The sequence below is a fragment of the Nocardiopsis nanhaiensis genome (genome assembly GCF_054778635.1).
The window spans coordinates 38,012-55,909 of sequence record NZ_BAAGZJ010000050.1 but is presented as its reverse complement, the minus strand read 5'-3'; the positions used below and the strand labels follow the sequence as shown (position 1 = coordinate 55,909).

At 68.7% G+C, this 17,898-nt stretch carries 15 protein-coding genes; all 15 read right to left on the bottom strand.

The features are described 5' to 3' along the window. Window positions 1-262 precede the first annotated feature (262 nt). Window positions 263-2,797, bottom strand: coding sequence for an OmpA family protein (locus ACYVD1_RS22170; protein WP_460776076.1), 2,535 nt, complete (start codon window positions 2,795-2,797; stop codon window positions 263-265). Window positions 2,798-2,854: 57 nt separating this feature from the next. After that, window positions 2,855-3,211 (bottom strand): TadE/TadG family type IV pilus assembly protein, encoded by a 357-nt coding sequence (locus ACYVD1_RS22165; RefSeq protein ID WP_460776073.1) that lies wholly within the window; start codon window positions 3,209-3,211, stop codon window positions 2,855-2,857. 77 nt (window positions 3,212-3,288) lie between these two features. Next, the gene (locus ACYVD1_RS22160) at window positions 3,289-3,717 is read right to left on the bottom strand and encodes a TadE/TadG family type IV pilus assembly protein (protein WP_460776070.1); all 429 of its coding nucleotides are present in this window, start codon (window positions 3,715-3,717) and stop codon (window positions 3,289-3,291) included. Between the two features lie 11 nt (window positions 3,718-3,728). Beyond that, window positions 3,729-4,124, bottom strand: coding sequence for a TadE/TadG family type IV pilus assembly protein (locus ACYVD1_RS22155; RefSeq protein WP_460776067.1), 396 nt, complete (start codon window positions 4,122-4,124; stop codon window positions 3,729-3,731). 236 nt (window positions 4,125-4,360) lie between these two features. Then, window positions 4,361-5,236, bottom strand: coding sequence for a hypothetical protein (locus ACYVD1_RS22150; RefSeq protein ID WP_460776064.1), 876 nt, complete (start codon window positions 5,234-5,236; stop codon window positions 4,361-4,363). Further along, entirely contained in the window at window positions 5,233-5,967 is a 735-nt protein-coding gene (locus tag ACYVD1_RS22145; protein ID WP_460776062.1) for a type II secretion system F family protein, read from the bottom strand. Before ACYVD1_RS22145 ends, ACYVD1_RS22150 begins: the two co-directional genes overlap by 4 nt. A gap of 164 nt (window positions 5,968-6,131) precedes the next feature. Further along, complete coding sequence (locus ACYVD1_RS22140; RefSeq protein ID WP_460776059.1) at window positions 6,132-7,436, bottom strand: CpaF family protein; 1,305 nt, start codon at window positions 7,434-7,436, stop codon at window positions 6,132-6,134. Window positions 7,437-7,441: 5 nt separating this feature from the next. Beyond that, a complete protein-coding gene (locus ACYVD1_RS22135) occupies window positions 7,442-8,323 on the bottom strand; it encodes a hypothetical protein (RefSeq protein ID WP_460776057.1) in 882 nt (293 codons plus the stop codon). Beyond that, window positions 8,320-9,066 (bottom strand): SAF domain-containing protein, encoded by a 747-nt coding sequence (locus ACYVD1_RS22130; RefSeq protein WP_460776054.1) that lies wholly within the window; start codon window positions 9,064-9,066, stop codon window positions 8,320-8,322. The genes ACYVD1_RS22135 and ACYVD1_RS22130 overlap by 4 nt, the downstream gene beginning before the upstream one ends. Before the next feature lie 39 nt (window positions 9,067-9,105). Continuing rightward, window positions 9,106-9,552: a hypothetical protein gene (locus ACYVD1_RS22125; protein ID WP_460776051.1), complete on the bottom strand. Its 447-nt coding sequence runs from the start codon at window positions 9,550-9,552 to the stop codon at window positions 9,106-9,108. 401 nt (window positions 9,553-9,953) lie between these two features. Continuing rightward, complete coding sequence (locus ACYVD1_RS22120) at window positions 9,954-10,463, bottom strand: hypothetical protein (protein ID WP_460776047.1); 510 nt, start codon at window positions 10,461-10,463, stop codon at window positions 9,954-9,956. A gap of 1,305 nt (window positions 10,464-11,768) precedes the next feature. Beyond that, a complete protein-coding gene (locus ACYVD1_RS22115) occupies window positions 11,769-12,806 on the bottom strand; it encodes a C40 family peptidase (RefSeq protein WP_460776044.1) in 1,038 nt (345 codons plus the stop codon). 26 nt (window positions 12,807-12,832) lie between these two features. Further along, a complete protein-coding gene (locus ACYVD1_RS22110) occupies window positions 12,833-13,693 on the bottom strand; it encodes a replication-relaxation family protein (protein ID WP_460776041.1) in 861 nt (286 codons plus the stop codon). Between the two features lie 8 nt (window positions 13,694-13,701). Next, window positions 13,702-16,023: a type IV secretory system conjugative DNA transfer family protein gene (locus ACYVD1_RS22105; RefSeq protein WP_460776038.1), complete on the bottom strand. Its 2,322-nt coding sequence runs from the start codon at window positions 16,021-16,023 to the stop codon at window positions 13,702-13,704. After that, window positions 16,023-17,894: a VirB4 family type IV secretion system protein gene (locus ACYVD1_RS22100; protein WP_460776034.1), complete on the bottom strand. Its 1,872-nt coding sequence runs from the start codon at window positions 17,892-17,894 to the stop codon at window positions 16,023-16,025. The genes ACYVD1_RS22105 and ACYVD1_RS22100 overlap by 1 nt, the downstream gene beginning before the upstream one ends. Between the last annotated feature and the right edge of the window lie 4 nt (window positions 17,895-17,898).

The window sequence follows — 17,898 nt, the reverse complement described above, 5'->3', positions numbered from 1 at the left end:
GGGTCGGCCGGTAGGCCGACCCGCCGCCGAGGAGGGAGGGGCCGCCGCCCCCTACGTGGAGTCGACTACCCACTGGGTATAAGTCTGGACTCGTGAGTCACACGAACATATGCTCTGAGCTGCACAGACGTGGACTGCCGGGGAGAGTGCGCCCCTGGGGGTACCGGCGTATCCACGCGCGCAGCCACAGGCATAGTCACAGGTACAGCCGCACGCGCAGTCACAGGCACAGCCACGGGAACCCCTGTTTTTCGCCAGATCCCTACTGCTGAGCCAGCGAGTCGGGGCTGGTCAGCTCGTTCAGGAGTTGTTCGCTCGCCGGGCTGGGTTTCTTTTTCAGCTCACCGAGAGCTTTCTCCAGTGACCGGTAGGTGCGCCGGACTGCGTCCGGTCGAACCATTCCACCATAGACGCGCATCGCGTCCTGGTAGATGGATTCATTGAAACGGTCCAGATTCATTGCCTTTCGAAGAAGGGAAATTCGAGATTCGGCCGCATCTGTCTCTTTGGCCAGCAGCACCAGCACCTCGATGAACTGGTCGGCGTAGTGTTTGCGGTGGGACTCGAACCATGTTTCCTCGCAGTCAGACAGGAGCGGTTTCTCCCAGACTTTCAGCAACTCACGAAGGATTTCTTCTCTCCCTTGAAAAGCGGAGTTTATGCGCTTACTCAGATCCTTGGTGTGCACTACATCGATGTCGAACAACTCCTCCTGGAGGAAGTACCGACCGTTCTTCTTGAACAGGATGCGCTCTTGGGATTTGAGTGCGTCGCGCAATGGGGTCCGCAGGCCGGTGATCGCGTTGTACCGGTCCTTGCGCGCTTTGGCTTCGTCTCTTCCTGGGGAGAGGACCTCGCTCAGTTGGCCCTCGGGAAGCCCGCGAGGGCTCAGCGCCAGCATCGCCAGCAGGAGCCGCGAGTTCGACCTGGTCAGCACATCGTTGCCGTCCACCTCACACACGGGCCGGGGGGCGAACAACCGGACTCCTACCCGTGCTGCGGGCAGGGCGCGATCGGTTGCCTCGATGTCTGCGGCAGGCTGGGGGTCTGCCTCTGTTTCAGGGACAGACCCGGGTTCGGGTTGATGGTCGGCAAGCTCAGGAGCGACTGGATTCGCCTTGTCGGAGACGCTGTGGCGCCGGGGCAGGTCGCGGTGCCGGAGCGGGCCAGCCGCGTAGGCCTGGCCGCCCTGGGGTGAGGCCACACGGGCCCCTTCGAGATGGTCGCAGTGCACCACCGCTCCCGGCCCCGCGGGCTCGCCCAGCACACCCACGACGACCCCAGGAGAGTTGTTGAGCACTTGGTGGGCCTCGCGAGCGTCGTGAACCTCGTGGCCCGTACTCACCACCAACGTGGGGACACCACCAGGTTCGCTGACCTCACCTGTCGCGTATTCGTCGTCCATGATCTGCCGTGCACACCTGAGCAGAGCGGCTTCCACCGCGATGCGCGCACCGGGCAGATCAGCCACGATCTGCACGCCCGAGGGGAGTAGGTCGCCACCACCCAGTGCCTCCACCACAGCGGGGGTAGCCATGACCGCCCCCCGGCCACCGTGGCCATGGACCACCGCCGCCAAGACGCCAGCGGCGTGGGCTCCGACAAAAGCAATCCCCTCGCGCGCGTGGACCCGGACCCTGCGGCCTACCAGCACGTAGCCATCTGCGGTGAGGACGCCGCCCTCGCCGCCCCTGGGGTCAGAGCGCACCAGCCCACCAGACTTGGAACCGGTATCGTGCTCAGCCCCGGTGGGAGTGTCCTCGGCCTCATCCGGCCACGACGTGCGTCCGGGGGCCTTCGCTTCGCTCCGCGAACTTCCGGCGTGTGCGTGACGGCGTCCAACCGCATAGCCCACACCCGCCCCGGCCGCTCCGGCGAGAGCGCTCACCAACAACGAGCTCGGGCTGCTGTGGTCGCTGGTGGTAGTTGCGTCCAACGGCACCTGCTCGGGCACAGGCTCAGATGTCTCCTCTGCCGCTTCGTCCGCCCCTTCGGCGTTCGGCTCCTCCGCCCTCGGGGCCTGCAGGGTGTAGGCGATTTCCACGCGCCGGTGCTCGGCGTAGGAGGCATCAGGGTCGGTAGGTGGTTGGGCCGATCCCATGCCGCCCACCTCGAAGTCGACGTCTTCATGTAGGTGTTCGGCCAGGTGGTCGGCGACCGCCTGGGCACGTCGCTCGGACAGGCCTTCGTTGTAGGTGGGGTCGCCCACGGGGTCGGCGTGCCCGGTTACCACGACCGGCGTATCGGCGAGCCCGAGGTCGCCGATCATGCCCAGGGTCGGCTCCAGCGAGTCGCGCATCGCGGGGGTGAGGTCGGCCGAGTCGAAACCGAAGTTCGCCAAGGTGCGGGTCCGTTCGACCACCTCCTCTGGCTGGTCGTGCTGTTCGGGTGAGGGCTCCCCCTGAGTTTCCGGCTCCGGCTGGGCCGGTGCTTGGGCGACCGTGTCGGTGTGGGCGGCCACAGCAGCCGTGTGGGTGCTGGCTGCGGTGGTGCCTCCGGTGACCAGGACCCACACCAGCCGCACCGCACCCACCCTGGGCACCAGGCCCCGCAGCACGGCGATGACGTCCAGGACGACGACTGCGAGGTAGGCGGCCCACACCGCCCACAGCAGGACCACCAGCACCGCCAACACGACGTCTGCGGGCAGGGTTCCGCCGCGTAGGTACTGCCACAGCCACATCCAGGAAGCCTCCTCGCCCAGCGGCCATCCGAGACCCGATGCGAGCAGGGGCAATCCGATGAGCACGGCCACCGCGACGCAGGCTTCTCCGGCACCCGACCACAGGCTCCGCATACCTGAATTCCGCCTTTCTCCGTCACTGTCTTTCGAGCCTTCGCGGACCGAGTCGCATCAAGGCTGGTGCGCGGTTGCGGTCGCCTCGGCTTCGATCTCGCGTTCACCGATCGGCAGAAGACTCGGGGTGTAGGTGACCTGGGCCAGAACCACGACCTGGTCGTCCTCGGCGGTGGCCCGCCCTCGTGCCCCGGCCGATCCCAGGTGCCCCACAGCCGCCCGCCGGGCAGCCTCAGTGTCCACAACGGCAGCCCCCTCGGCCAGAGTGGCCGCCTGGTCGAGTTGGTGGGTGCCCGCTCGAGCCGCTGAGTGCGCCACCGTCATCAGCTCCGATTTGGCCGCCAGCATCTGACCGCCCTCCCAGACCAGAGCGAACACGACAAGGAATACGGGCATCAGCAGTATGAGGAACACTGACGCATGACCACCATCCGCCCGGTCCCAGCGACAGCATCGACAACGCCCCCTGCCGATGCTGGCATTGAGGCCGCTCATGGTTCCTGCCCTCGGTAGGGGTCCACCGGCGACATCGCGGTCGCGGTCAGAGTGCGTTGGCCGCCGAGCCCGCCCAGGTCCATCACCGTCACTGTGCACTCCACCTCCACTTCAACCGCCCCGCCCGGAGCGAAACGGGCGGTGTCGACCCGGGCAGCGAACGGGGCGCATACCAGCCCTCGGCGGGCAAGTTCCTGTGCAGCGGCCTGCTCGGCGTGGGTGCGCGCCTGACTCACTTCGCGTTGCAGCGATGCTGCTCGTGCCGCTGCTGCCGCGGCGTCCTGGGTGATGAGCGCGGCCGAGACCTGCCGCCCCGCCACCAGCATCAACAGCAGCGCGAGTACGAGAACCGGGACCAGCAGGGTCAGTTCCACCGACGCACTCCCCGAGTCCTTCCGGCAGCGCTGCTTCCGATACGTGGCCATGCTGTGCACGTTCACGGCGTCAGTTGCTCCACCGGGCCAGAGACCTGCGAGGAGACCGGCACCCCTACGCCCGGAAGCAGGCTCGGTGCTCGGCCGCTGAGGCTCACCCGGGCCTGGTCTGCGCTGCGGTCGACCTCCACCCGCACCGATCGCAGCACGCCCCCGCCCAGCTGGTCGTGGGCGTGCCCGGCGCGCTCGTGGGCGGCGTCCTCGGTTCCGTCGAAGGCCAGGGCGGCGTCCAGGGCCTGGGAGGCCACCGCCTGGGCGCGGTGCTGGGCATGGGCCCACAACCCCACCTGCACTACGGCGAGCAGCATCACGAACACCAGGGGCAGGATGAATAGGAGTTCGGCGCTGCCCCGATCGTCGCTGCGGTTCGCCCGCTCGGAACGGGTGGGCGGTGGCATGAGCCCTTTCACCGGTCCACGCCCAGATCGATGGACTCGGCCGCCGTGGTGAACTCGCTGATGAGGATGCCGCCCACCACGGTGGCGATGGTGATCGCCACCATGATCGTCAAGACCCATTCGGTCGTCGCCGACCCTGCATCTGAGGTGACTTTTCGTGTTGGGGTGAGACGTGTGCGTACATGCCGCAAGGCGCGGCGAAGGGCAGTGTTCACTTTGGTACTCCTTCTGCAGGCTCAGAATCCGGCCATCACGTGGACCAGTGCGACGTAGATGATCAACAGCAAGAAACCGCTGACCAGGCCCATGGTGGGCAGGGCCATGCGCTCGGTGGCCGCGAGCGCGGCGGCCTCCGCTTCAGCCAAACAGCGAGCACGCAGCGAGGTCGCTTTGGCCGTCAGGGAGGTACGGGTGCGCGCCCCGGACACACCGCCCAAGCGCAGCGAGGCTGCGAGCTCGGAGAGTTCCCGCACACCGGTCTCACCGGCCAGGGTTTCGAGGCCTTCCCAGGGGGGCCGTCGGCGCACGGTGGCGGTATGCACAGCACTGCGGATGCGTTCGGGGGCTCTCCCCCTCCCGTGCTGGAGGGCTGTGGTCAGGGCTCCGGTGCTGCCCGCACCTGCGGCCAGGCCCATCACGACCAGGTCCGCCAACGCCGAGGTAGCCGCCCTCAACTCGGCCCGCTGCCGCGCCGCCGCGCTACGAGCAGACAGGTCGGGGGCCACAAAGCACCCGACCAGAACTAGGGCGGGGAGCAACCCGGTCGGCATGTTCTCCACAACACCGCCCGCTGCGACCAGCACCAGGGCCAGGAGCAGGCCGAGGCCGGTCGAGGCGGCTTTCTCGGCCCGGTAGTCCTGCACCGAGGTGCCTGCTGCTGCCAGGGTCCTGGCCATGTTCGGGCCTGGGACCCGGGCGTGGGTGAGTAGGCCGCCCGCGCGGTGCCCGATCCGCCGCGCCCACCCTCCTCTACTCTCAACGGCGGGCGGCTGTTCTACTTCTGTGCGGGGGGTCAGGCGTTCGGTGACGGTGGGACGGCGCAGCCCGTAGGCGCCAGCGCACATCCCGGCACCGAGCATGCTTCCGGCCAGACCCAGGATCATTGCGCTCACCGCCCACCACCGGCCCGGGCCGCGCTGCCGACCGGGGCTGGGGTGAAGGGGCGCGGCTGCTCGGGCGGGGCGGCCAGGCGGGCGAGCCAGAAGAAGGAGAGCGCCCACACACCACCGACCAGGCCGAGCACCAGCTGCCCGGTGAGAGTGCCCAGGGGCTCGAGAAAGGCCGGGTTGAGCGCGACCATCCCGACCAGCATGACGGTGGTGGCGGCGGCGATGATGCGCACCGAGGAACGCACCCGTGCCCGTGAGGCCGACACCCGGGCGATGCTGGTCGCCCTCTCCCGGGCCGCCTCTGCCAGACGCGACAAGGCTCCCGCGATGTCTCCGCTCTGACGGGAGGCGCCCATGGTCAGGGTCAGGGCGACCACATCGCCCAGGTCCGAGTCGACCTGCCGAGCGAATACAGGCGCTGCCTGGTCCATGGGCTGGCCCGCCCGCAACCGGGCCTCCAGCCCTGTCACCGGTGTGCGGATGATCTCTGGGGCGACCGGCACGGTCGCGGCGACGGCCTGGTGAAGCCCCGATGCGCCGGTGATCATGTCCCGTAGCTGCTCAGCCCAGGACGCCACCGCCTCGGCAACGTCGGCCTGCTTCTGGGCGCTGGTATCGGGCCCGAGCAGAGCGGGCATCCACCATCCGGCTGCCGCGGCGAGCACCACACCCACCGGCCAGCCCGTCACCGCACCCACCAGCGCTCCCGCGCCCGCCGCAGCTGCCAGGCGCACCCAGTGACGCCTCTGGAGCAACGCTCGAGCCCACCCGGGCGTGTGCACACCTGCAAGGGGTCGCCGGGGCAGAAGGCTCGCCGCGTAGGCGGCGCAGGCAATCCCGCTTCCCAGCAGGACCCCGCCGATCGCCAAGCCCCCCATCGTCCAGTCCCACGGGCCCATCACGCCCACCCCCGCAGCGCGTAACCGACCCGGTCCAGGTGATCTGCGATGATCCCGGACGGGGCACAGACCACCGTCCCCGAGGCGGCTTGCCACTCGCGGTGGTAGATCTCGTTTGAGATCACCTGCTCACCTTCGGAGCCGACCACCTCGCGCACGCTGGCCACATAACGCTCTCCGGCTCGGGTGGTGTCGATATGCACCACCAGATGCAAGGCAGCACCGACCAACGAGGCGGTGGCCGAGGTTGTGAGTCGTTCAGGACTCTGGGCGCAGTAGGCGGCCAGCTTCGCGAACACCTGCTGCGAGCTGGAGGCGTGGATGGTGGACATCGACCCGTCCGTGCCCATCGACATGGCGTTGAGCAGCGCGATAGTCTCCGGTCCCCTCGTTTCCCCGACGATGACCCGGTCCGGGCACATCCGCAGTGCCGCCCGCACCAGCTCCGCCAAACTCACCTCACCGATGCCCTCGACGTTGGCGGGACGCCCCTGCAGCGCCTGAACATCCAGATCGGTGTTGGCCAGGCGGTGCAGACCCAGCTCGAAAGCGTCCTCCACGGTCACGAGCCGCTCTGCCTGAAGCGTGCCCAACAGTGCTCGGAGCAGGGTGGTTTTGCCGGAGTTCGTCGCCCCGCTGACCAGGATGTTCAACCGAGCCCGCACGGCAGCGAGAAGTAGATCCTGTGCGGTCTGGTCGACCATCCCGGCGCGGGCCACATCCCGCAGCCGTAGGTGCCGTGCGGGGTGGCGGCGAATGGTCACGGTCGGGCGTGCCGCGATGCCGGGCATCACCGCCGTCAGCCGTTCCCCTCCTGGGAGTTCCATGGACAGGATCGGTGCAGACAGATCGAACCTGCGTTCGCCTCCCGGTGCGCGAGCTGCGGCCCGCTGAACCAAGGCCACGAGATCCTCATCGGTGTTGACCACCGCTGGTCGGTCTTGCCTGCTCCCACCTCCGAAATCGACTACGACCTCGTCGTTGCCGGTGATGTGGATGTTTTCCACCCCCGGCTCAGACAGCAGTTCCTCGACCGGTCCCAAGCCGAGCACGTGGTCCAACGTGAGTCGGCGCAAGCGCGCCTCGTCGACCGTCTCACGGATGCCCTGGACCAGGTCCGTGCGTGCCTGCTCCTCCAAGAGCGCGTCGACGAGCTGGCCCACCGATTCTGTGTCCGCAGACTCCTCAGGATGTTGGACCAGGTCTTCGGTGACGCGCACGGCCAGTGCCGCCGCGGCCTCGCGCAACGAGTCCTCGCCGTTGAGCTCTCCGGCAAGAGGCGTCAGGCCTGGAGTGTGGTGCATGGTCCTCACGCCGCCTGCACCTCCAACACCCGGCGCTCCCCCGCGCCCAGGCCCAGACCGTCGAAGTCGTCGCACAGCTCCGCCAGCGCCTTCGCCGACTTGATCAGCGGTATCCACTCCAACGAGTCGGGATCGCGGCGCTGGGCCCGCCAGGCCGCCAACCGGTCCCGCAACCGTGCAGGAGGCCGGTGTTCGCCCCGCACCAACCCGGCTCCCGTGGCGTCGCGGGGAATGCGTGCCCACACCGGCAACCCGTTCGCCAGCTCCGAAATCTCCGTATCCGGATGCGGACAGGTGCCGCTGATGGCCAGGCCCACCCGGACACCGTCCTGGCGCAGCGAGGCCAGGACCGGGGCGCACACCCGGAGCCGCTCGGCCTGTTCCACCTGTCCGGGCTCGATCAGGACGACGGTGATGTCGGCGTGGCGGAGCAGGGCCGCCCCCGCAGACCCCGGCACCGCACGTCCCACATCCACCACCGTTACCCGTCCGGACTTGAGCACGGTCGGATTTCGGGCAAGCACGTCGACCGCGCGGCCCGCCTCCAGCGGATCGGTCGGTGCCGTCACCACCCGCAGCCCGCCCGGGAGTTCGGCCGCATGACGCAGCAAAGGATGATGGGCGCCCGAGCCACCCCTGCCACCATCCTTGGTCGAAGACACCGGCGCCTGAACCGACACCGGTGAACGTGAGGCAGCGGCCAACGAGATCAAACCCATTGATCCCGGGTCCACTCCGTGCCAGGCGGCGACATCACCCCCGGACGCGTCGGCCTCCACCAGGACCGGCACCGTCAGCACCCCGCTCGGCCACGCGGCGGCCATAGCCGTGGCCAGGCTCGTCGCCCCCGGGGCCCCGCTCAGTGAGCACACCGCCACCACCGTCATTCGCCTGCCTCCTCGTCCTCGGACTGCGCCTGTTCGTGCGGGTTGACCACCGCCACCTGGATGTCGCCCCCGGCGACCGCACGGGCCACCTGGCCCGCGTCCGCCCGGGAAACCACGACCTCCACCGCCTGCGCACCGGTACCGAACCCGTCATCGGCCTCTGCGACCACGCGGTGCACCAGTGCCGTCACCGCGCCCGGGGCCTCGTCCGGCTGGCCTTCCCCGCTCTCGGCTGCCGCTTCCGCTCCGCCCTCGGCGGGGATCAGCTCCACCGTCGTGCCCGCTTCCAACCCGTGAGGGAGCGCAGTGACCGGCACCGTGACCACGGCAGAACCCTCCTCCGGCCACAGGGCGGTATCCGACACGGCCCCCGCCGTCAGGGGGGACCCGCCGGGAACCGGCAGGGTCAGCGCCATCCCCTCCACCGCCTCAGGTGCCATCAGCCGCAACCCGTCGGCCTCGGCCACCTCCACCGTGGTCACATCCCCCGCAGTGATCACGTGTCCGGCGGGCAGGTCATCGGCGAGCACAGCCACCGCTCCGGTCTCCTCGCCCGCGTATCCGGCCCAGGCGCCCGCTGCCCCGCCACCGACGATCAGCGCAGCGGCCAGCAGCGCCCACTTCCACCGGCGACGCGAGGTCGCCGCCAGGCGCACCGATTCCCACTCCCGGTCGGCGCCGGGGGAGGCGGCCTTATCCTTATTTTTCTGGTTGGTTTGCTGGGGATTCGCGAGCGCGACCATCCCACCCCTCCTTCACGTGTTTGCGCCTGCCTTCGCCTGTTAGCGGGTGTCTGTGACTACCGAGTGGATCTCGCTCACCGGAACGGACACCGTCGAGGAGGTCGTCAGGTCAGCCAAGTCACCGCCGTCCCCGTCGCTGGTGGACCAGGCCACCTGCCACTCCCACACAGCGGTCAGATCCACCTCGGCCCCCGCACCCCCAGCAGGCAGAGCGGTGTAGGTGTGACCGCAGTCCGGCGACCCCTCCTCGCGGTAGACCTCGGGCGAGAACACCGTCCCCGCGCTCTCGCACTCCACCCGGTGGCCGTCACCGGTGTCCCACACCACCCGCTTCGGTGTGGCGACCACCGTCACCGACCCTGCGCTTACCGAGGCCGTGGCCGACACCGGCTCCCAGTCGTCGGAATCGATCCACATCCACGAGGGCATGTTCACGAACCTCGGCTCCTCCAGCGGCGGCGCGGTACCGATCGTCGGCTCGGGCACGTCCATCTCCGCCCGCGCCTGCTCAGCGAGCACAACAGGGTCGAACTCCGGGGCAGCAGAACGCCCCGCTGAGGCAGTCGAGGCCGTACAACGAGCCACGCCCGGGGGTACTTCCACAGGTCCTTCCATCCCTGATTGAGCAAACTCCGTCTCCGGAACCACACAGGCGGGATCGCTCTCCTGCGGCGTCCCGGTCGATTGCCCCGACCCGCCGACCACCGAGGAGGCGGACCCCTCCGGGCTCTCGGGCGCCCACGCCTGCACGCGGCAAGAACCACCGGCGCAATCCGTCTTGGCGAGGAAGTCCTCAGCTCCCGCTGACACCGGAGCCGCAGGCCAGGCAAGGAGAAGACCTAGGAGAGCCGGGCTGAACACCTTTGCGACAGAGGCACCTCCTAGCCTCAGCACGAGCCGTACTCCCCGAGCCACAGGTCGTCGACCCGCCAGCCGTCGCCCTCGTCAAGGACCGTGGCCTCGACCGGGCGCCTTTTCTCGCCCTGCGGGCTGTCATCGGCGCCTTCGCCGACAAGCCATTCCGAGCTATCGATGCAATCCTCGATGCTCACTCTGACGGGGTCGGCCTCAGGTTCAGCGCTGAGGGCATCGGGGGACAGCACCGGTTCACCGGTCGCCTCGACACCTTGCAGCATGGCTGTCACCAGCTCCAGAGCCTGCCCTGAGGCGTACTCCTCCAGGTCAGGGTGTTCGACCGCGCCCTCATGCGAGCCTTCGGCCACCGCCCCCCACATGTTCCGGTAAGCCTCCAACGCCAACTCCTCCGGCGAACTACCCGGATCGGAAGGAGCGGCCAGGGTGGCAGGCGGGCTCGACTCGGCTTGCTCGGGTTCACCCTCCGAAGACGCACACCCGCCCAGCGCCACTACGGCCGCCGCCCAGACCACCACGCGCATCGCACACCTCCGATTCCTCATCCGACGCGACCCCACGCCGTGCTTTCGAAGGGTGACACTAGCCACACACAGAGTCATCGCACAAGGGCTATTCGGGCACTCTCCGTCACCAAAACTGTGAAGAGAGCCACCCGCCCCTCGTGTCGAACTCTCTACCTGCACAAACGCCAAGGCGAGCAAACGTAAGCAGGGCCGCTCCCGATACGGGAGCGGCCCCTCACCCCGTCTTTGGCGTCAGGCAACCGGGTGCTGCTGAGCGTGCCACTGCCACACCAGCCCGGCCAGTTCGTCCCACTCACCGGTTGTGGGAGCTTGAGTCGCCGTCGCGGCGGAAAACGTAGCTTCCTGGTCGCGCCCGTGCTTGCGAAGCTCTACCGCAGGACTTTGCTGAGCTCGGTGGCGCTGTTCATGTGCGGCCAGGTAGGGGCGCACCCCGCGCCCACCTTGATCGTCCTCGCACCATCCGAACGTCGGCAGCCGCTTCGCCGTCCTCTGGGGTTCGTAGAGGTTTCGAACCCGGTCAGTGTGCTCACGGCGGGCCCGGTCATAACGGCGCGCCCACTCCGGTTCCTGAGGCACAAGGACAGCAGGCGACGTTGTCTCCGCTCGAAGAGTCGAGCTCTTCTTCCCTGGCCGCGGTCGGGTTGGTGGCGGCGGTGTGGAGACGTTGAGGATCGCTGCGAGTACGGCCCCTACCGTCCAGCGCGCGCGGCTGACCCAGCCGCGTCGACGTTTGCGGTGTCGGCCCCTACCATGGTCCATGGTCTTCCTCCTGGTGTGTTCAGGTGGGGATCACGCCTCGGGCGGTGTTACCGCACCGGCCGAGGCACCTTTCTTTTCTGCTGTTCTTCGGCGACCACTGAGGCCGCCACTCGGGACGGGGCTGGTGTCAATGGCCCCGCGAGGTCGTACGCCCTAGCGAAACTGCGCTTCCTCACCCCGCCCGTGGCTCCTAGCGCTACTACCTGGTTCTGAAGCCGCCCGGAGCCGAGCCGCACCAGCGGACACCTGAGTTGTAATCAGGCATGACGAAGAACCCCCTTTTCGGACACGCGAAATAATGCGGACAAATAGGAATGCGCGTTCGCCCGGGTTGAACGGTGCGGATGCGATGTTTCCCTATGCTCGCGAGAAGTTTCAACCCCGCATTTTGTAAAAGTCATGGACCAGGGAAAACACGGAAATGGGCCGCAGATACCCAGCCCAACCGGCCTCATCGGCTCCACAGCCGGGCAGGTCGGCCCCAACCCAGGGAACGCGGGCTCGGGGCCGACCTGCCCCCGTTTGTGAGCGCGTAGTAGCCGCTCAGCCCGGCCGCGTCGCCGCCACGAACCGGGGGCTGTAGTAGTCACTCTGGACAGGCTCGACTCTGACGTTCTGGCCCGACCTCGGGGCGTTGACCATCTGTCCGTCGCCCACGTACATGGTCACGTGCGACGGGCTGCCTCCCGGCGCACCGGTCTCGTAGAAAAGCAGGTCCCCCACCTGCAGCTCGTCCAAGCCGACACGGGCTCCGACTTCGACCTGCGCGGTAGTCACGCGCGGCAGGCTCACTCCCGCCGCTTCCCAGGCCTTCATGGTCAGCCCGGAGCAGTCGAAGACATGGGGGCCCATCCCTCCCCACGCATAGGGTTTTCCGACCTGGGCCAGCGCCCACTCAGCAGCAGCCCGCCCCTGCTCACTGCTGACCCCTGAGCCCACCACCGGCCGCTCAGCTGCTTGAGCAGCGATCTCGGTATAGGCGTCGACGTGCTCGACCACCTGGTCCACGTACCAGCCCGCATGGTTGTAGCGCAGCAGCGCCGCCGCGAGGTCGGCCTCGTCGGTGAAATCAACCGGCTCCCCCTCGGGATGGCTCACGCACAGGTACACCGCCGCGCTCCACATCGCGTCGTGGATGTTGTGGGGGTCAGCGACGCCGTCGCCGTTGCCGTCCAGACCATGGGTTTCCCAGGTGGTGGGGATGAACTGCATCGGCCCCACTGCACGGTCGTACTCGTCGTCCCCGTCCCACTCGCCTCCATCGGAGTCGTAGTGGGGTGTGGTGTTGCCCCCGACGCCGCTGCCGTCCAGGCGCGGGCCGATCATCCTGGGCCGCACGTCCCCGGCAGTCGAGACCTCCCGGTCCGCCACGTGATCCGATTCGACTTTCCCGATGCCGGCCAGCACCGGCCACGTCATCCCCCGGCACTGCTCATACTCTTGCTCCAGCCGGTTCGCGGACTGGACGTAGGCCTCCAGGACCGGGGCGGGGATACCTTCCACCTCGCCTGGCACAGCATCCGCACTCTGGTCGTGACTGCCCAGCACGCCGATGAACAGCACCGGCACCAGAAAGAGCAATCCCGCACCCGTGACGGCATGCCGGATCACTCCTGGACCCGCTCCGGGCGGGAGTGGCGGCAGGCGATGTCGAGCAGACGCAACCTCTGCCCACCGGGGTCCCCGGGCGCTCGCCACACCGCCCTGTCCGGGCCCCGCGCACGCAACTGCTGATGGGTGGCCACATAGGCCCCCACTTTCTGCGACTCTGCCCAAAACCCGGCGGAGAGCTTGGCCAGGAGATGCTCGGCGCGCTGGTCGGAGTGGACCGCGAAAAGCACGACCGAAGCCAGCCCGCTCTCCGCTGCCAGGCTGGCGTACCCGCCCATCTTGCGCACCACCTTCGTCAGCGGCTCACTGCCGGTGTCGTACTCCACGAAGGCGTGCAACACAGCCTCGTCCTGGTCCCACTGCAGGTAGGCATCGGGGCGGATGTGGCGCCCCCACCTCCGGGCGCTCTCGCGCTCGGAGTACCAGCACTCCAAGGACGCCGAAGTGGTGCGGCGCGCGGCCTGGGTGAAAGCCACGAAGGTGTCGACCAGGCCGAGCACGTGCCCCAACTGGTGGTTGTGGGCAATCCGTATCCGGTGGTCAGCCCGATAGTCCAGGTCCGACAACTCGCTTTGCCGCTGAACGGCCAGGAGCTGCGCACCGAGCCGGTCCACCACCCAGTGGTTAGGGCTCGTACCCGAATGTGTGAAAGGCCTAAATGGGGCGACCAGACGATACAGGCGCAGCTGCCGCATCCGCTGGTTCACCGTGCGCACAGACCGCCCCTCGAAATGCAGTTGGTGCAGGTGGTGGGTGGTCAAGACGTTGTGCTCGTACAGGTCGTTAAGGATCCGGCGGTCCCGAGGAGTGATCTTGCAAACCAGGCCCAGCAGGGTGTCGGCTTCGTCAGTGCTCATGGTCGGCCCTACTTCCTTCGATCGCTCGGCTGTGCCTGTGCCTCGGGCCCGTGTACCCGGGCGGCCCGGCGCACCTGTGTGGCCCTGCCCTTCACGCCGTCCGGCAGGGGGCGGGTCCGTACCGTTGCCGCGCCGAGTTCCCTCGCTCCGACCAAGGGGCGCACCGCGGCTTGGAAAGCGCCCAGGTGGGTGAGGTCGTAGGCGCCCAGAACGGGTTGGGTGTGCTGTTGCAGGTGCGCCGCGTCGTCAGGGGAAGCGGAGAAGTACACCTTGGTGCGGGCGTTGGCGGAGACCGCCTTGCGCAGGTCCCCCGGGAGCTGGCCGAGCTCCTGGTGGGCCAGGGTCAGACCGAGCCGGTAGCCGCGGGCTTCGGCGAGCATGTCCTCCAGGCTGCCGGGCAGGTTCAGGAAATTCTGGGCTTCGTCGATGTAGGCGCACAGGTCGGTGCGCCGGTGTTCGGGTGTGTGGATGCGGGCGGTGACCGCCTGCCAGGTCGCCGCTAGCGCGAACGATCCGATCAGCGAGCTGGTGTCCTCGCCCAGGCGGCCCTTGGGCAGTCGGAGCAGTACCAAGTGCCCGGTGTCGAACAGCGAGGGCAGGTCGATGGTGGAGGGGCCCGAGGCCACCACTTGGCGCACCCACTTACGCAACAGAGCGGTCCGGAGTTTGTTGAGCACCGGCCCGGTCACCGACGAACGCGCCGAGACGGTGAGCCCTGAGTACCAGCCCCAGAAATCCTCGAGGGCCTCGTCTTCACCGGTGCGGGCGGCGACCTTGGCCATCGTGTCCGCGCGCAGGTCGTCGTTGGAGAGCAGGCGCGGCACATCCCCCAGAGTCAAGGCCGGGTCCTGAGCCCGGGTCAGGGTCAGGGTGGCTGCCCGCAGGATGTCGTCGGTGCGCGGCCCCCAGTACTCGGCATAGATGCGGCGAAAGATGCCGACCACCGTGTCGCTGGTGAAATCCGGATCCGGGCCCTGCAACAGGTTCAACCGGGGCGGTGCGGCGTTGTCGTCGGGGTCGAAGAGCACCACCCTGTTCACCGCGTGCTCGGGCAGGCGGGCCAGGATGTCGGTGACCAGGTCGCCGCGCGGGTCGATCACCAGACCGGCCCGCCCCGCCTCAGCGTCCTGGAGTACGAGGTTCGCGAGGAGGGTCGACTTGCCCGACCCGGTCTTGCCGAGGACGTGGGTGTGCTGACGGGCTTCGACCACCCCCAAGGCGACCGGGCGCTTGGTTCCCGCGTCGGCATCGCCCACCACCCGGGTGTTCTCGCCTTCGCGCGGGACGGCGGGTGCGGGTGCGGCGGGCCTGGCTCCGGCACGGGCCAGACCGGGGACGGTGGCGTCGGTGGGCAGGTGGGCGACGGCCGCCAGCTCGGCTGTGGAGAGCAGCGCCCCGTGGGCCAGGAACCGGCGTGGCGCCCACCACCCAGGTTTGAGCATGTGACGGCGGCGCAGATGGTTGGTGCCCGAGGTGAACGCAGCGAAAGACGAGGCCACCCCGTGTGCACGGCCGCGCAACCGCTCCTGGGCATCGTCGCCCTGGTGGGTGGTGGTGAGGATGTAGGAGAGCGCACACGCCAGGCGGGGGCTGTTCGCTTTGGTGAGGATGGCGCGGATGTCGTCCCCGGTCCCCGGTAGCGATACCGGCCTACGGACCCCGGCCCCGGTGGGGGCCACCGCGTCGACCATGGCTGTGGCCATCCCGGCGTTTCCGGCCAGGCGGGCAGCAGCTCGGCGGGCGCGTGCGGCCCGCCATCCCGTCACCGGCCGGGCTGTGATCCGCACCAGGGCGTGCTCGCCCTCGACCAGATCCTCCAACGCGCCCAGCAGGGGGCGCGCGGGGTCGTCATCGAACCGGGTCCTGAGCGGGTACACCTCTGCCCGGCCGAGCCCCAGGTGGCCACCGGTGGTGTAGGCCCCTTCAGGCAGCGGTGACTCTTGCGGGGCCAGGTGTCGGGTGGAGGTAGTGGCTCCGGGCCAGGCCGCAGAGATCGCCCGCTCCACCGTGCCCGGTGGCACAACGCCGGGTACCCACACTTGGTAGCGCACACCGGCTGCCGAGGCGATGATCTCCAGGGCCAGGTGGGGTTGGAGCAGCCACCGCGACCAGCGCGGCCGGAGCAGCCCCATGGTGTGCTGCCAGAAGGCCTTCGCGTTCTCCAGACTGGCTTCGGGCGGGGGTAGGATCCGCACGATCCGGGCCTGTCGGGACAGGTAGAGGTGGCGGGCCCACCGCACCCCGAGCACCATCGCACCGACCACCGCCCCTGTGAGCGGGATGGCCGGGAGCAGAAGGAAGACTGCGCCGCCCAGTAGGAACTCCAGCATCAGACCGCCTCTCCCGCGTTGGAGTTTTCGTCCCAAGCCCAATCGGCGTCGAAGTCCTGCTCATCGCCCACGTCGCCCGCTGCTTCCGCTTGCGCCGCTGTCTCGGCGCGCATCGCGGCTAGCTCAGCCGGATCGGAGGTGATCAGCGCGTGCTCATGAGGGGAGGCGAGCGGTTGGAAGCCCACCCGTTGGTGCCCGGCCACCAAGAGCGCGGAGCCTCGGAGCGCGGTGCCCACCAGGTGGGTCTCACCCGCCGAGAGGTGGAAGGCGTCTGCCACCGTGTCGAGGTTCTGCGGGGCCTGCTTGAGCAGGATCTGGGTGGCGGCGTTGGCGATGACCACCCGACCCAGTTCGGTGGAGAGCACGTCGCCCACGTCCTGGGTGATCAGGGTCAGACCCGCCCAGTGCTTGCGTCCGGCTTTGGACCAGCGCGCGAGGTAGCGGGCCGCGGCCGGGTCCTGGAGCAGCAGCCAGGCCTCGTCGACCACGACCGTGCGGGGCCGTGCTGGCCCGGGTGCGGTGACGTGGCGCCAGATCGCGTCCAACGCCAGCAGCACCCCGACCGGTCGCACTTCGTCGGGCAGCTCCTTGAGGGAGACCACCGTGAGGTGGCCGTCCATCTGGGCGGTGGAAGAGCCCTCGAAAAGGGCGGAATGGGAACCGTGCACAAAGGGCTTGAGCCGTTCGGCCAGTTCCCGGGCGGCACGGGCCGGGTCTTCTCCCGTGTCGGGGTCGGTCGCGATCTCTCCCAGGGCCTCGGTCATGTCTGCGAGCACCGGCGCGGACCGCCCCCAGGTGGCGGGGTTGCGGGTGATACCGGCTTCGGCGTAGGCGGTGACGATCGCCCGGTCCAACACCGACTGGTGGGTGGCGGACAGCTCACCGACCATCGCGCCGATGAGGGTGTGCAGGAACAAGGCCCGGCTCGTGAACGACCTTCCGTCCTCGTCCTCGCCGGGCGCGGGCAAAGCGAAGGGGTTCAGCCGCCCTTGTTGCGTGCCGAGGTCGATGGTGGCTCCGCCCACCGCCTCGGCCAGGCGCAGGTACTCACCCTCCGGGTCGATGACCGCGACGTCGACGCCCACCAGCAGCGAGCGGAGGATCTCGAGCTTGGCCAGGTAAGACTTACCCGCACCGCTGCGAGCGAGGACGACAGCGTTGTGGTTATCCAAATCGCCGCAGAACCGGTCCCACGCCACCAACCCGTTGGAGTGGGTGTTGGTGCCGTACACCACCGTGGTTTCCCCCAGGTCGGCGACCAGCTCAGGGGAGGTGAACGGCAACGTCGTGGCCACCGCGTCGGTGTCCATCGACCGGCCCATCCCCAGCGCGTCGGTTCCCAGCGGGAGCGTGGAGATCCACCCCGCCAGAGCCCGGAACGTGGCCGGGGCCGCGTCCACCAGAAGCGAATCACACAGCGCTTTGACCTGCTGAAGCTCAGCCTCCAAGTGCTCCAAGCAGGTGGCGTGCACGGTGATGTAGACCGCGACCTTGAACAGGCGGCCCTGGCCGGTGGCGATGCGGTCAGCGATCTCGGCCGCGTCCACTGCCGCCGTGACCTGGTGCGGATCCTCCACCTTGCCCTGGCCCGCACTGGTGCGGTGCGCCGACTCCAACCGGGCACGCCTCTTACGGAGCTGGGTAGCGGCACGGGGCGCGGGGACCGGGTCCAGGTGGAAGCTGATGTCGAGCTGGCCCGGGTAAGTCAGCAGCGGTTCGGCCCAGCCGACCGCGACTTCGCGCGGGTAACCGGTGAAAGCGAGGGTCTGGCACACCCCGCCCTCGACTTCCAGGTGCCGGGCTCCGACGTGGACGGCCGGACCGCCCAGGTCGGGCGAACCAGTGCGTTTCCACAAGCTACGAACAGCCATCGCG